The sequence below is a fragment of the Blautia sp. RTP21359st1_E11_RTP21359_211015 genome (genome assembly GCF_040910705.1).
GTDB classification, from domain to species: Bacteria; Bacillota; Clostridia; order Lachnospirales; family Lachnospiraceae; genus Blautia_A; species Blautia_A fusiformis.
The window spans coordinates 116,761-129,896 of the sequence record NZ_JBDGAB010000003.1; the positions used below are offsets into that span (position 1 = coordinate 116,761).

Consider the following 13,136-nt stretch of genomic DNA (forward strand, 5'->3'; position numbering starts at 1 on the left):
GTCTTGCAGATGGAATGCAGAGACTTGGAAAAAATGTTATGGTAGCTCTTCGTGAGCCATCCCTGGGACCGGTATTTGGTGTCAAAGGTGGTGCGGCAGGCGGCGGCTATGCACAGGTAGTTCCGATGGAGGATATCAACCTTCATTTTACCGGTGATTTCCATGCAATCGGTGCGGCAAACAACCTTCTTGCAGCAATGATCGACAACCATATTTTCCAGGGTAATGAACTGAACATCGACCCGAGAAAGATCACCTGGAGACGATGCGTGGACATGAACGACCGTCAGCTTCGTAATGTAGTAGACGGACTTGGCGGAAGAACAAACGGTATGCCGCGTGAAGACGGATATGACATCACTGTAGCATCTGAGATTATGGCAGTTCTCTGTCTGGCAAGTGATATCAAAGATCTGAAAGAGAGACTTTCCAGAATCATCATCGGATATACTTACGGTAAGGTTGCTGAGCAGAAACCGGTAACAGCAGGAGACCTCCACGCAGAGGGTGCTATGACAGCACTTCTGAAGGATGCCCTGAAACCAAACCTTGTTCAGACACTGGAGCATGTTCCGGCGATCGTTCATGGCGGACCATTCGCAAATATCGCTCACGGATGTAACTCCGTAACCGCTACAAAGATGGCTATGAAGCTTGCTGATTATGCCATCACAGAGGCTGGATTCGGTGCTGATCTTGGAGCTGAGAAATTCCTGGATATCAAGTGCCGTATGGCAGGTCTTACACCAAGTGCCGTTGTTATCGTAGCAACCGTACGTGCTCTGAAATATAATGGTGGCGTTGCAAAAGCAGATCTTAACAATGAGAACCTTGAGGCTCTTGAAAAGGGTATCCCGAACCTTCTGAAGCATGTAAGCAATATCAAAAATGTATACAAGCTTCCATGTGTGGTAGCTATTAACGCATTCCCGACCGATACCAAGGCAGAGCTTGATTTTGTGGAAGCAAAATGCAAGGAGCTTGGCGTAAACGTAGCACTTTCCGAGGTATGGGCAAAAGGTGGCGAAGGCGGAATCAAGCTTGCTGAGGAAGTGATCCGTCTTGTTGAAGAGCCGAATGATTTCACATATGCTTATGAACTGGAAGGCTCCATCGAGGACAAACTGAACCAGATCGTACAGAAGGTTTATGGTGGAAAGAAAGTGGTTCTTACAGCAAATGCCCAGAAGCAGGCGAAACAGCTGGAGGCACTTGGATTTGGCAACTGCCCGATCTGTGTGGCTAAGACCCAGTACAGCTTAACAGACGACCAGACAAAGCTTGGTGCTCCGACAGATTTCGAGGTAACAGTAAGAAATCTTAAGATTTCCGCAGGTGCAGGATTTATTGTTGCACTGACAGGTGAGATCATGACCATGCCAGGTCTTCCGAAAGTACCGGCAGCAACCAAGATCGACGTAGACGAGAGCGGTAAGATCACAGGACTGTTCTAATATAAAGATTTTTTGAGGGGAATTCAGATAGAAAGCGGTAGAGCCTGCAAAAATAGAGGTTCTGCCGCTTTTTATATTGTTGTGGAGAGAGTATTGAAAAACTTTTAAAAGCAGGAAAAACACTGGGTTTGACGATCTCGTGATACGAATTTGATACGAAAACCCCCGGAAGTGGTCGAGACTTCCGGGGGTTTTTGTTCCGTTTATAGCATGTTCAAAACAAAAATGGTATAATATTATAAATTGTCAAGAATATCAGAAATCTCCTGTTGCTTGTTGGGATAAAGGTGGCCGTAGGTGCCAAGAGTAACCTTAATACTCACATGGCCCAGGCAATCCGCAATAACCAGATATTTGATCAGTAGAGCAACATGAGAGTGCCTGAGATTATAGAGCCGGATTCGGGGCATATGTTTCTGGTCCCTTTTTCCGTTTTAGGACAATAAGCGGGAATCCTCGGCAATTCAATTACCGAGATGAAATCTCAGAGGGGACGCGCATGTGACATTTGCGTTAATTAAGAGGAATCCTATAGAAAAAATTGTAGAGATAAATGAATGTGGGGGGAAATATGGTATACACATGCAAATATAAATCGCTAATCGGAGATATTTTACTTGCCGCAGATGAAATCGGACTTACCGGTTTGTGGTTTGAAGGACAGAAATATTTTGCAAATACACTTCCGGAAGATTATGTTCCACAGGAAACGAAAATTCTCACAGAAGCAAAAAGATGGCTGGATGTATATTTCTCCGGTGAAGAACCGAACTTTACTCCACCACTTCATCCGAACGGTTCAACATTCAGAAAGGCAGTGTGGCAGATTTTACTGGAGATTCCCTACGGACAGACGATCACATATGGAGAAATTGCGCGCAGAATTGCAGTGATGAAAAACACTTCCCATATGTCCGCCCAGGCAGTAGGCGGTGCGGTTGGACATAATGAAATTTCCATTATCATTCCCTGCCATCGAGTTGTAGGAACAAATGGAAGCTTGACGGGCTATGCCGGAGGAATTGACAAAAAAATTTCACTTCTTAAGCTGGAACATACAGATATGAGCTGTTTGTTTATTCCAAAGAAAGGAACTGCACTGTAAAACTCAGGCTGAGAGGACGGTCTGGTGCAGGCGTCCACGAAAAGAGAGATATTTTATTTATGAAAGCATGCTATGAAAATTGCCAGCAGGATTTCGGAGGAATAATTATGGGAAAAATACTGGATGAAGATTTAATCTACGAGATACTGTCCGTGGTGGAAGAGATACCTGAGGGAAAAGTGGCCTCCTACGGACAGATCGCACGTCTGATCGGGCGGGATAAAAATTCACGTCTTGTAGGAAAAGTCTTAGGTATGGCAGAATTTTCCGGGAAGTATCCCTGCCACAGAGTTGTGAACCATGCAGGGCGTACTGCACCAGGCTGGAGAGAGCAGAAGATGCTTCTGGAAGACGAGGGTGTGGAGTTTAAGGCAAATGGATGTGTAGATATAAAGCAGTATCAGTGGGAGGAGTAGTGTTTTATGAATTGTAGGAATATGATGCAGATCCCGGAGCTTACAGAAGTTCTGAAGCTGAAAGCAGGGGAAAACGGTCTGGAGTAGTCTGTACGATGGGGCTATTTTGCAGACTACCTGCAGTGTGTCAAAAGTGAATACAGGATTGAATATCCTGCTGAAGGGTGATGTGCTGGCAGGATTCTTTTCAACAGATGCCGGCGTTATCCAAAAGGGCTTTGATTATCTGAAGGGGGTTGCTCCGGAGACACTGGTAACGGCTGTTCTGTTCAGTATGATAGGCTATTTCACCGGAAACAACCAGACCATATGGGGTATGGTCCAGGGCCTGATCCAGACGCTTCTGGTACGACTTCCAATGGCGTACTTTATGAGTATCCAGCCGGATGCCAGCCTGACAAAGATCGGTCTTGTAGCACCGGTATCTACCACAGTGGGAATCATTCTGAACATCGGATTCTTTCTGTACTTTACCCGTGTGAAAAAAGAAATTGTTTCGGAAGAATGACCGGATAAAGGGATGTAAATGAGAGGGGTGATATGATATAATCAGAATCACCCCGGCAGAGGTGATGGTACTGACCCCTGAAATAGCTGCCGGAATCTTGACAGCTGTAAAGGAGGAGTACAGGATGATTTGCGGGATGACGTATTTTCAGATATGTCTGTATTTTTTGTTTTATTCTTTTGGAGGATGGGTCGTTGAAGTTATCTTCCATGCAGTAACCTTAGGAAAGGTTATAAACCGGGGATTTCTCAACGGTCCGGTATGCCCGGTGTACGGATTTGGTGTACTTTCCGTGTTTGCATTGCTTAATACGCTTCAGAGCGGCGGACATCAGATGAGTGAGGGAATGATCTTTCTGTTTGGAATCGTTCTTGCAACTGCGGTAGAGCTGGTTGCCGGATGGCTTCTGGATGTATGCTTCCATGCAAGATGGTGGGATTATTCTAATAAGCCGCTGAATTTTCACGGCTATATCTGTCTTGAGTTTTCCCTGATATGGGGACTTGCCATTGTGATGGTCGTAAAGGTTTTTCAGAAGTATGTGGAGCGTCAGGCTTCTCATACACCTTCCACACTGGAATGGGTTGTTATGGCAATTCTGTATGCGGTGTATCTGGCTGATCTTATTGTAACAGTGGCGGTGATCCGCGGACTGAATAAGAAGCTTACCCGACTAGATAAGGTACGTGCGGATCTGCGGATCGTGAGTGATAAGCTCAGTGATACTCTGGCAACAACTACCATTGATACAGCACAGAAGGTGGGAGAAGGAAAGGTTCAGGTTGCTCTTGCTAAGGCAGAGCTCAGAGATGCGACTGTGGCTCAGAGAGAAAAATCTGCCGAAATGCTTCGAATGAAGAAAGCGGAGCTTCAGGCACAGTTTGATGAGCTGTCAAGCTCTATCACAAACCATACGGTATTCGGCCAGGGAAGAATCATTAAGGCTTTCCCGGAGATGAAGCACAGAGATTATTTTGAACTGATCCAGGAACTGAAGAAAAAACTCAGATAAGAAAAATGAAACGCGATAAAGAGGCAGCAGGAAATTTCCAACATTTCCTGCTGCCTTTTTTGGGAGTATCAGAGTTTCAGCTTATCGGATTCGTTTCTTTATCATTGGTCCGATGATCATGGCGATGATCATTTTTATGAGATCTGCCGGGATAAACGGAATTACACAGATTCCAAGAGCTGCTTTGAAAGTGGAATCTGCAACGATGCAGAACCATACAGTTCCGAAAAGATAGCATACAATTGTTCCTGCGATCATACCAACGAGCTGGATCAGAGGCTTATGGCAGTTGTCAATTACCAGTCCGGCAATAACAGCCATAACGATAAAGCCGATGATGTATCCGCCTGTAGGACCGGCCAGCTTTGCAGGGCCGCCGGTAAATCCGGAAAATACCGGAAGACCTACAAGTCCAAGCAGAAGATAGATCAGATAGCTGATGGTTCCTTTTTTCCATCCGAGAAGATACAGGGACAGATAAATGGCAAGATTGGTAAATGAGATCGGAACCGGACCGATCGGAATGGACAGCGGCGCAAGAATACAAGTGACAGCTGCCATAAGAGCGGTCATGGTGATCTCGTAGGTTTTTGTACGTGGTGCAGAGACAGTATTTGTCTGGTTCATATTGAAAGAGCCTCCTTTGAAAAAGGTAATATATTTACTGGTTCGGGTAAGTAATGAAATGCTGTAAGTGTGTATGATAGGTCATATGTCCATAAGGATGCTTACGCAGATTCAATCTCATAGGTGAATCCTGCATCCGTAATGGTTTTCAGAGTGTCTTCGATTCCCTGACCACCTTCTGTAAGATAACCGGAAGCAAAAATAGAGTCTACAACACTGAGTAGTTTTTTTTCTTCGCCTTTAAAATAAACTTCTCTTCCGGCAGCACATCGGATATCTGCTTTAGGTACAAGAAGTCTTGCCAGGCAGAGGACCTTCATACAGTATTCGGTTGTCAGCTGGGAAATATCTGCATTTCCGAGAGGAGTTCCCTTGATCGGAAGAAGAAAGTTGATCGGCAGTGCTTCCGGCTGGATCTCACGTAATTCCAGAAGCATGTCAACAACGTCTTCCTTACTTTCACCCATGCCAATGATACCGCCGCTGCAGATCTCGAAACCAAGTCCCTGAAGCATATGGATATTCCGGACACGCTGGTCAAAGGTATGTGTACTGCAGATATTATGATAAAAGGAACGGCTGCTGTTCAGGTTATGGTTGATCCGGTCAAGACCAGCCTCTTTGAGCATTTTTGCCTGGTGCTCTGTGAGAAAGCCTATGGAGCAGCAGAGATGAGTTCCGTGTTCTTTCATTTTGCGGATCCTGCGGGCCAGCTCCTCGATCTCTTTATCTGTAAATTTCATACCACTCAGTCCGATACAATGTCTGGATAAATGATAATCATTTACGAAATCATTGTCCTGATATAATTTGTCTTCATCTACCCATTTGTATTTATCAATATCGGCAGTGGAACGACATGACTGGGCACAGTAGGCACAATCCTGGGAACAGTTACCGCTGCGGGCATTGGTAAGGATGTGGATGCTTACCCGGTTTCCCTTATATTTGTAACGTAAACTGCTGGCACGGTCGATCAGTGCCTCAAGTTCTTCGTCCGGAGTATCTAAAATTGCAATGGCTTCATCTCTGGAAAGCGATGGAGCTTCTTTTTCGCATGCTGCAGTGTTCATGTCAATACCTTCCTTTTGATTTTTTTGTACGGGTATCACTTTATCACATAGAAATATCTATTGTCAACTATAAAAATAAAATGAGTTTACAATTAAAAACTGTAGTATTAAGGTATTGCTTAGACTTATCAAAGCAGGTAATTTCCTTGATTCAGTTAAAATAATTCTCAATTCAATATCATATCTTTATAAAATCTTAATACGAAAGCAGAGACTTTTATACTATCTTTGAAAGTAGTTATATATAATAAAATGCATTACGAGGATAGCACTGTTAAAAGTATTGATAAGGAGTTCTGATCATTTATGCCGGAAAAATCATATAAGAAAAAACATATGACATCTTTTCAGCTGATTATCATGGGGTTTGCAGGAGTGATCCTTTTGGGAACCGTTCTGCTGATGCTTCCATTTTCTTCTGCGGAGAAAGTGATCACACCATTTCATGAGGCACTTTTTACAGCCACTTCGGCGGTATGTGTTACAGGTCTTGTGGTAAAGGACACTGGAAGCTACTGGTCCCTGGCAGGCCAGACGATCATTCTTGCACTCATACAAACAGGTGGGCTTGGAGTAGTGACTGTGGCTGCGTCTGTTTCCCTTCTTTCCGGAAAGAAAATATCCCTCATGCAAAGAAGCACCATGCAGGATGCAATTTCAGCACCTAAAGTTGGAGGAATCGTCAGACTGACAAGGTTTATTTTGAGGGGAACATTTTTGATCGAAGCTGCAGGGACGGTGTTGCTGCTGCCGGTTTTTATGGGAGATTATGGAAAAAAGGGAATCTGGATGTCAGTTTTTCATTCAATCTCTGCTTTTTGTAATGCCGGCTTTGATATTCTGGGGACAGATTCCAGTATGTTTCCATCGCTGACCGGGTATTCAGGAAATATACTTATAAATCTGGTAATTATGCTGTTGATCATTACAGGAGGAATCGGTTTTCTCACATGGGATGATATTTATACAAATAAACTGAACTTTAAACGCTACCGCATGCAAAGCAAGATCATTCTCATGACTACCGCATGTCTGATCTTATTTCCGGCAGTCTTTTTCTATATCTGTGATCTGACAAAATTACCCATGGGAAAACGCCTGTTAGCAGCAACGTTTCAATCGGTAACGACAAGAACTGCCGGATTTAATACTATAAACATTTCAGAGATGAGTGAGGCATCAAAAGCAGTTATGATATTGTTAATGCTAATTGGTGGTTCACCGGGATCTACAGCAGGTGGAATGAAAACAACAACTTTTTCAGTACTTATTTTAAATGCAATTGCGACATTTCGAAGTCAGGAAAATGCAGGAGCTTTTGGGCGAAGACTTGAATATCATGTGATAAAAAATGCAGCGACAATAGCCATGTTATATTTTGCCTTGTTCTTTGGCGGCGGAATAGCGATCAGTGTGTACGAAGGCCTTCCGCTTTTAGATTGTCTGTACGAAGCTGCTTCAGCTGTTGGTACGGTAGGTCTGACTCTGGGAATCACACCGGAACTTCATGTTTTTTCACAAGTCGTGCTGATCATACTGATGTATCTGGGACGTGTAGGTGGTCTGACCCTGATCTATGCGGTATTTTCCGGAAGAAATAAGGGAAATGCAAAGCTCCCTCTGGAAAAAATCACAGTTGGATAAGAAGGAGAAAAATAATATTATGAAAAATGTATTGCTTATTGGACTTGGAAGGTTTGGAAGACATATTGCCATGCAGCTCAATCAGCTGGGACATGAAGTTATGGCAGTTGACTGGAAGGAAGAAAGAGTGGACAAAGTACTGTCATTTGTGACGAATGCTCAGATTGGTGACAGCACCAATGCTGAATTTTTACAGTCCCTTGGAATTGGAAACTATGACATTTGTTTTGTGACCATTGGAGAGAGCTTTCAAAATTCTCTTGAAACAACATCCCTTCTAAAAGAACTGGGTGCAAAATTGGTGATATCCAGAGCTGAACGTGATGTTCAGGAAAAATTTCTTTTACGCAATGGTGCCGATAAGGTAGTTTATCCGGAAAAGCAGGTGGCAAAATGGGCCTCCTTCCGTTATACAGATGATCATATACTGGATTATATGGAGGTGGATGCTTCCCATGCAATTTTTGAAGTGGAAGTGCCGGAAGAATGGGTTGGAAAAACAGTGGGTGGACTTGACATCAGAAAACGCTACAATATTAATATTCTGGCAGTAAAAAATGAAGAGGAATTCAGTATTGCAATTTCACCGGAAACATATTTTGCAGAAAATGATAAATTACTGGTATTAGGAGAATACAGAGCTCTTCAGAAGTGCTTCCGCATATAGCTCATTGCCATGAAGAAAAAATTTTGACCACAGAACAGCTGCGTGATATAATTCCAGAAAACAGCAGTAGAAGGAGAATGACAGAATGAGCTTGAAAATGAAGGATACAGTAAAAAACAGAACCTATCCGAAACGGCCATTTGCATGGTATGTGGAAAAACCGTCTGCAAAAGATTACTTGCTGACGGTTTTTATATTTGCAGTATGCACTTTGATCGGCCTGCTGTTTCAGAAACTGGATCTTACAGATACAAATATTGTAACGATATACATTTTGGGCGTATTGATCACTTCGATCGTGACAGATGGTTATCTTTGCAGTGTAGCCGGCTCCTTTTTAAGTGTATTCTTATTTTGCTTTTTCCTGATGGAGCCAAGGATGTCTTTTGAGACATACGCGGTGGGATATCCGGTGACATTTTTCATAATGCTTATTTCGTCTGTACTTACAGGAACCCTTGCGGCAAAGCTGAAAATGCATGCAAAGCTGTCTTCACAGATTGCCTTTCGCACACAGGTTCTGTTTGATACGGATCGTCTGCTGCAAAAGGCAAAAAGTGAGACAGAAATCCTCGGAGTTACCTGTACACAGCTGATACGCCTGTTAAACCGCAGCATCACGGCATATGTTGTGGAAAATGGAACTTTATCAGAAGGAAAGCTTTTTTCCGGGGAAAAAGAGAGCACAGAGGATTTTCTGACACAGGAAGAACAACAGGCGGCCAGATGGACTTATGAAAACAGACAGCGTGCCGGCGCATCCACACAGTATTTCTCACAGGCAAAATGCTTATATCTGGCAATTCGAAGCGGGAATAATGTTTATGGCGTAATCGGGATCCCTCTGCAGAAAGAAACACTGGACTCTTATGAATACAGCATCCTGCTGTCTGTAATAAATGAATGTGCACTTGCAATGGAGAATGTACAAAATGCCATAGAAAAAGAAAAAAATGCGGTTTTAGCAAAAAATGAGCAGCTGCGTGGCGATCTTCTTCGGGCGATCTCCCATGACCTGCGTACTCCGCTTTGTTCTATTTCCGGAAATGCAGATATGCTTCTCAGTAACAGTGACCGTCTGGATGAAGCTACAAGGTATCAGATCTACACGGACATTCATGAGGATTCAGAGTGGCTGATCGGAGTTGTGGAAAATCTGCTTTCCATTACCAGGCTCAATGATGGAAGATTGAAGTTTAAATTTACGGATCAGCTTTTGGATGAGGTAATAGCAGAGTCACTCCGACATATCGGCCGGAAGCATGATGCGTATAAGATCGTGGCGGACTGTGAAGAACTTGTTCTTACACGTATGGACGTGCATCTTATTATACAGGTTCTGGTAAATTTGATCGATAATGCGATAAAATATACGCCGTCAGGCTCTGTCATCAGCATTCGGGGGTTCAAAAAAGCCGGGAAAGCACAGGTAAGCGTGGAAGATAACGGCCCCGGGATCCCGGATGAAATGAAGCCACATATTTTTGAGATGTTTTATACAGGGAAAACAACCGTTGCAGACAGCCAACGGAGTCTGGGGCTTGGCCTGGCACTTTGCCGCTCTATCATAGAAGCTCACGATGGAACACTGGTTCTTTCAGATCATGCTCCGCATGGATGTAATTTTACTTTTACTTTACCATTAAGCGAGGTGACATTAAATGAATAAGACATTAATTCTGGTGGTTGAGGATGACAGACCCATACGGAACCTGATCGTTACCACATTAAAAACACATGACTATAAATATCTGGCTGCAGAAAATGGAGCTTCAGCCATTTTGGAGGCTTCATCACACAATCCGGATATCGTTCTTCTGGATCTGGGCCTTCCTGATATGGAAGGAGTAGAGGTAATAAAGAAAATCCGTACCTGGTCGAATATGCCTATCATCGTGATCAGTGCCAGAAGTGAAGATATGGACAAAATAGAGGCACTGGATGCGGGTGCAGATGATTATATCACAAAACCATTTTCAGTAGAAGAATTACTTGCGCGTATCCGTGTCAGCCAAAGACGGCTTGCCATAACGCAGTCAGGAAAACAGCCGGAAACATCTGTTTTTGAAAATGGTGGATTAAAGATAGATTACACGGCTGGCTGCACATTCCTGAAGGACAGAGAACTGCATCTGACGCCCATTGAGTATAAGTTGCTCTGCCTTTTATCCCGTAATGTTGGAAAAGTATTGACACATACATATATTACTCAGCAGATCTGGGGACGCTGCTCGGAAAACGATGTTGCTTCTCTCAGGGTTTTTATGGCAACACTGCGGAAAAAACTGGAGCCTGAAAAAAACGGTGTACAATATATCCAGACGCACATAGGAATTGGATATCGCATGCTCAGAATCGAGAAACCTGAGCAGGAAACGAACTCTTCTTTATGAAGTCGGAAGGGCTGACGGAAACAGTGGAGCATAAATTCTGTGCATCGCGAAGCGTGTTGCTGAGAACGGAGTGAACAGTAACTAGGGTTTACAGGGCAGATGCATGGAATAAAATTTTGTTTGACTTTTTGAAAAAGAGGCAATATAATTACAGGGAACGAGTGGCAAGTAAGCGTAAATCCAGTTTACCGGCTACTCGTTTTCATTTTACAAAAATGAATATCGTCATGAAAAAGTGTGTAGCGTGTCAGCGTAAGTCCAGCTTATATGACAGGGTGCGCACTTTTTTTGTGCCAAAAAGAAAGGAGGTGACATGCTCCCACCACTTAAATCTTACGATTTTGAAGTGGGGGCTTCCTGCTCAATTGCCCTTTAGGGCAAAGCTAAAACAGGCTATCCCCGCGTGTCCTGCGGTTTTGTTTTTTATGTTTATCCGGTTACGGATTTTTTTCTTGTGCCGTCAGGCACATTCTTTATAGATCCTTTTTCCTTCTTCCCGGATGTTGACTGCTGCATTCACATCCCGGTCCATCCTGTTTCCACATTCACAGACATACATTCTATCCGACAATGCTAGTTCCTTTTTCTTATGTCCGCATACACTGCAGATCTTGCTGGATGCAAAATAACGGTCTACTTTTATAAGATGTTTTCCGCGCTCTTCCAGCTTGTATCCAAGCATGGACAGAAACTGCCCGTACCCGTTATCCTGCACGCCTTTCCCAAGATGCAGGCCTCCGGACATTCCCTTCAGGTTCAGATCTTCCACGCATACTGCATCATATCTTTCAGCAAGCTCCCTGCTGAGCTTATGCTGGAAATCTTTTCTCTGGTTCTTTATCTTTTCATGACATAAAGCTACCCGTTTCTTCTGTTTCTGATAGTTCCGGCTTCCTTTTTCACAGTGGGAGAGCTTTCTCTGTTCCCTTGCAAGTTTTTTCTCTGCTTTTCTGTAAAACATAGGGTACCCGGCTCTTTCTCCTGTAGAAAATACACACATTCCCTGCATGGCAAAATCGATCCCAAGAAATCTCTCTGCCGGTCTTTTTTCCACTGTTTGGTTCTCACAGCAGAACAAAAGACTGGCAAAATATTTCCCGGATGGCTCACGGCTCACAGTTACGGATCTCAGCTTCCAGTCTGACGGAATCTGCCGGTGGAGTTTTATCTTTATGGCAGCCATCTTCGGAAGCTTCAGATGGCTATCCTGCAAAAGGATATTCCCGTTTACTGCATTGGTCGTATACGAATTTCTTGTATGCTTCTTTGATTTATAACGTGGAAATCCGTAGGATGGTTCCCGGAAGAACTTCCGGAACGCACTTTCCAGATGCAGCTGCACATTCGCCAGGGCAAGGGAGTCTACCTCCTTCAGCCAGGGATATTCCTTCTTATATCCGGCCGGTGTGTTCCGGAGCATCTTTTTTTCTTTCTGGTAATAGCTGATCTTGTCTGCGAGCATCTGGTTATAGATAAAGCGGCTACAGCCGATTGTTTTCTCTATCTGGACTTTCTGCTCTTTATTTGGATAGATCCTTATTTTTACGGCGCGGTTCATTCTTCTCACCTTCTGTATTTTATAACCATCACCAGGTGATAGTATAGTAGAAATACTGAATGGGAATTATTGTCTAATTCCATTATATTTATCATTCATTTTCTTTTATCGACTGATATGTATTTATGAACTAATTGTTCTTTTTTAGTATACTACATCAGGGGATGGAGAACAAGTGTTTCTTTTGTACTATAGGGATTTTTTGAGCAGATATGCCCAGATGTGCAATTCATCTCACCACCTGAAGAGGTGGGAGAATTCTTGCTACATTTGTTAAAACAAAATGGCGGAAAGCAACAAGATGAAGGATATGCCGGTAAATAAGCTGATGATCCAGATGGGAATCCCGATGATCCTATCTATGGCATTGCAGGCAGTCTATAACATTGTAGACAGTGCATTTGTGGGAAATATGAAAGCAGGCAGTGAGACAGCACTAAATGCTTTGACACTGGTATTTCCAGTGCAGATGCTTATGGTGGCAGTGGGGATTGGAACCGGTGTAGGAACCAATGCACTTCTTGCAAGGACACTTGGACAGGGAGACAGTAAAAAAGCTGCAAAGGTAAATTAAGCGTGAAAATGGGTCTGCCCAGCAGCGTTTTTTTTCTTTTCTGCCGCTGGGCAGATGTTTTTTCTTTAGATACATGATAAGAGGAATTTTTGAAGATTCCATAAA

At 43.5% G+C, this 13,136-nt stretch carries 12 protein-coding genes and 2 pseudogenes; 10 read left to right on the forward strand and 4 right to left on the reverse strand.

Annotation, left to right across the window (positions count from 1 at the left end; all coding sequences use genetic code 11):
• From AB5026_RS02035 to AB5026_RS02055, 5 genes are all read left to right on the forward strand, one after another.
• Window positions 1-1,454, forward strand: a 1,454-nt coding sequence (locus tag AB5026_RS02035) for a formate--tetrahydrofolate ligase (protein WP_368212648.1), incomplete at its 5' end; no start/stop codon positions are given.
• Between the two features lie 571 nt (window positions 1,455-2,025).
• Window positions 2,026-2,559 carry a methylated-DNA--[protein]-cysteine S-methyltransferase gene (locus AB5026_RS02040; protein ID WP_368212649.1) on the forward strand — a complete coding sequence of 178 codons (534 nt, stop codon included), beginning with the start codon at window positions 2,026-2,028 and terminating at the stop codon, window positions 2,557-2,559.
• A 107-nt stretch (window positions 2,560-2,666) separates the two neighbouring features.
• Window positions 2,667-2,975, forward strand: coding sequence for an MGMT family protein (locus tag AB5026_RS02045; protein ID WP_368212651.1), 309 nt, complete (start codon window positions 2,667-2,669; stop codon window positions 2,973-2,975).
• Between the two features lie 124 nt (window positions 2,976-3,099).
• On the forward strand, window positions 3,100-3,483 hold the full coding sequence (locus tag AB5026_RS02050) for a hypothetical protein (protein ID WP_368212652.1): 384 nt from the start codon (window positions 3,100-3,102) through the stop codon (window positions 3,481-3,483).
• A gap of 124 nt (window positions 3,484-3,607) precedes the next feature.
• On the forward strand, window positions 3,608-4,495 hold the full coding sequence (locus tag AB5026_RS02055) for a putative ABC transporter permease (RefSeq protein ID WP_021977018.1): 888 nt from the start codon (window positions 3,608-3,610) through the stop codon (window positions 4,493-4,495).
• An 81-nt stretch (window positions 4,496-4,576) separates the two neighbouring features.
• Here the strand turns inward: AB5026_RS02055 and AB5026_RS02060 are convergent, their stop codons facing one another.
• Together AB5026_RS02060 and bioB are read right to left on the reverse strand one after the other, a co-directional pair.
• Window positions 4,577-5,122, reverse strand: coding sequence for a biotin transporter BioY (locus AB5026_RS02060; protein WP_015527251.1), 546 nt, complete (start codon window positions 5,120-5,122; stop codon window positions 4,577-4,579).
• 101 nt (window positions 5,123-5,223) lie between these two features.
• On the reverse strand, window positions 5,224-6,195 hold the full coding sequence (gene bioB / locus AB5026_RS02065; protein ID WP_059086040.1) for a biotin synthase BioB: 972 nt from the start codon (window positions 6,193-6,195) through the stop codon (window positions 5,224-5,226).
• A gap of 306 nt (window positions 6,196-6,501) precedes the next feature.
• Here bioB and AB5026_RS02070 point away from each other — a divergent pair, with 306 nt between their 5' ends.
• The 4 genes from AB5026_RS02070 to AB5026_RS02085 all read left to right on the forward strand — a co-directional run bounded on the left by AB5026_RS02070 (window position 6,502) and on the right by AB5026_RS02085 (window position 10,899).
• The gene (locus AB5026_RS02070) at window positions 6,502-7,839 is read left to right on the forward strand and encodes a TrkH family potassium uptake protein (protein ID WP_059086039.1); all 1,338 of its coding nucleotides are present in this window, start codon (window positions 6,502-6,504) and stop codon (window positions 7,837-7,839) included.
• A gap of 19 nt (window positions 7,840-7,858) precedes the next feature.
• Window positions 7,859-8,506: a TrkA family potassium uptake protein gene (locus tag AB5026_RS02075; protein ID WP_015527248.1), complete on the forward strand. Its 648-nt coding sequence runs from the start codon at window positions 7,859-7,861 to the stop codon at window positions 8,504-8,506.
• 85 nt (window positions 8,507-8,591) lie between these two features.
• Window positions 8,592-10,175 carry a DUF4118 domain-containing protein gene (locus AB5026_RS02080; RefSeq protein WP_059086038.1) on the forward strand — a complete coding sequence of 528 codons (1,584 nt, stop codon included), beginning with the start codon at window positions 8,592-8,594 and terminating at the stop codon, window positions 10,173-10,175.
• Window positions 10,168-10,899, forward strand: a complete 732-nt coding sequence (locus AB5026_RS02085; RefSeq protein ID WP_021650198.1) for a response regulator — start codon at window positions 10,168-10,170, stop codon at window positions 10,897-10,899. Before AB5026_RS02080 ends, AB5026_RS02085 begins: the two co-directional genes overlap by 8 nt.
• Before the next feature lie 460 nt (window positions 10,900-11,359).
• Here AB5026_RS02085 and AB5026_RS02090 read toward each other — a convergent pair whose 3' ends face one another.
• Together AB5026_RS02090 and AB5026_RS02095 are read right to left on the reverse strand one after the other, a co-directional pair.
• On the reverse strand, window positions 11,360-12,457 hold the full coding sequence (locus tag AB5026_RS02090; protein ID WP_368212653.1) for an RNA-guided endonuclease TnpB family protein: 1,098 nt from the start codon (window positions 12,455-12,457) through the stop codon (window positions 11,360-11,362).
• An 8-nt stretch (window positions 12,458-12,465) separates the two neighbouring features.
• Window positions 12,466-12,540 (reverse strand): annotated as a pseudogene (locus AB5026_RS02095) (IS200/IS605 family transposase); the annotation flags it as partial.
• A gap of 200 nt (window positions 12,541-12,740) precedes the next feature.
• Between AB5026_RS02095 and AB5026_RS02100 the strand changes: the two are divergent.
• Window positions 12,741-13,025 (forward strand): annotated as a pseudogene (locus AB5026_RS02100) (MATE family efflux transporter); the annotation flags it as partial.
• Window positions 13,026-13,136 lie beyond the last annotated feature (111 nt).

Excerpts from the sequence above, each read along its gene's own strand:
- AB5026_RS02075 (WP_015527248.1), top strand. The coding sequence starts at position 7,859 with ATGAAAAATGTATTGCTTATTGGACTTGGAAGGTTTGGAAGACATATT.
- AB5026_RS02055 (WP_021977018.1), top strand. The coding sequence starts at position 3,608 with ATGATTTGCGGGATGACGTATTTTCAGATATGTCTGTATTTTTTGTTT.
- AB5026_RS02060 (WP_015527251.1), bottom strand. The coding sequence starts at position 5,122 with ATGAACCAGACAAATACTGTCTCTGCACCACGTACAAAAACCTACGAG.
- AB5026_RS02085 (WP_021650198.1), top strand. The coding sequence starts at position 10,168 with ATGAATAAGACATTAATTCTGGTGGTTGAGGATGACAGACCCATACGG.
- AB5026_RS02090 (WP_368212653.1), bottom strand. The coding sequence starts at position 12,457 with ATGAACCGCGCCGTAAAAATAAGGATCTATCCAAATAAAGAGCAGAAA.
- AB5026_RS02070 (WP_059086039.1), top strand. The coding sequence starts at position 6,502 with ATGCCGGAAAAATCATATAAGAAAAAACATATGACATCTTTTCAGCTG.
- AB5026_RS02045 (WP_368212651.1), top strand. The coding sequence starts at position 2,667 with ATGGGAAAAATACTGGATGAAGATTTAATCTACGAGATACTGTCCGTG.
- AB5026_RS02040 (WP_368212649.1), top strand. The coding sequence starts at position 2,026 with ATGGTATACACATGCAAATATAAATCGCTAATCGGAGATATTTTACTT.
- AB5026_RS02080 (WP_059086038.1), top strand. The coding sequence starts at position 8,592 with ATGAGCTTGAAAATGAAGGATACAGTAAAAAACAGAACCTATCCGAAA.
- bioB (WP_059086040.1), bottom strand. The coding sequence starts at position 6,195 with ATGAACACTGCAGCATGCGAAAAAGAAGCTCCATCGCTTTCCAGAGAT.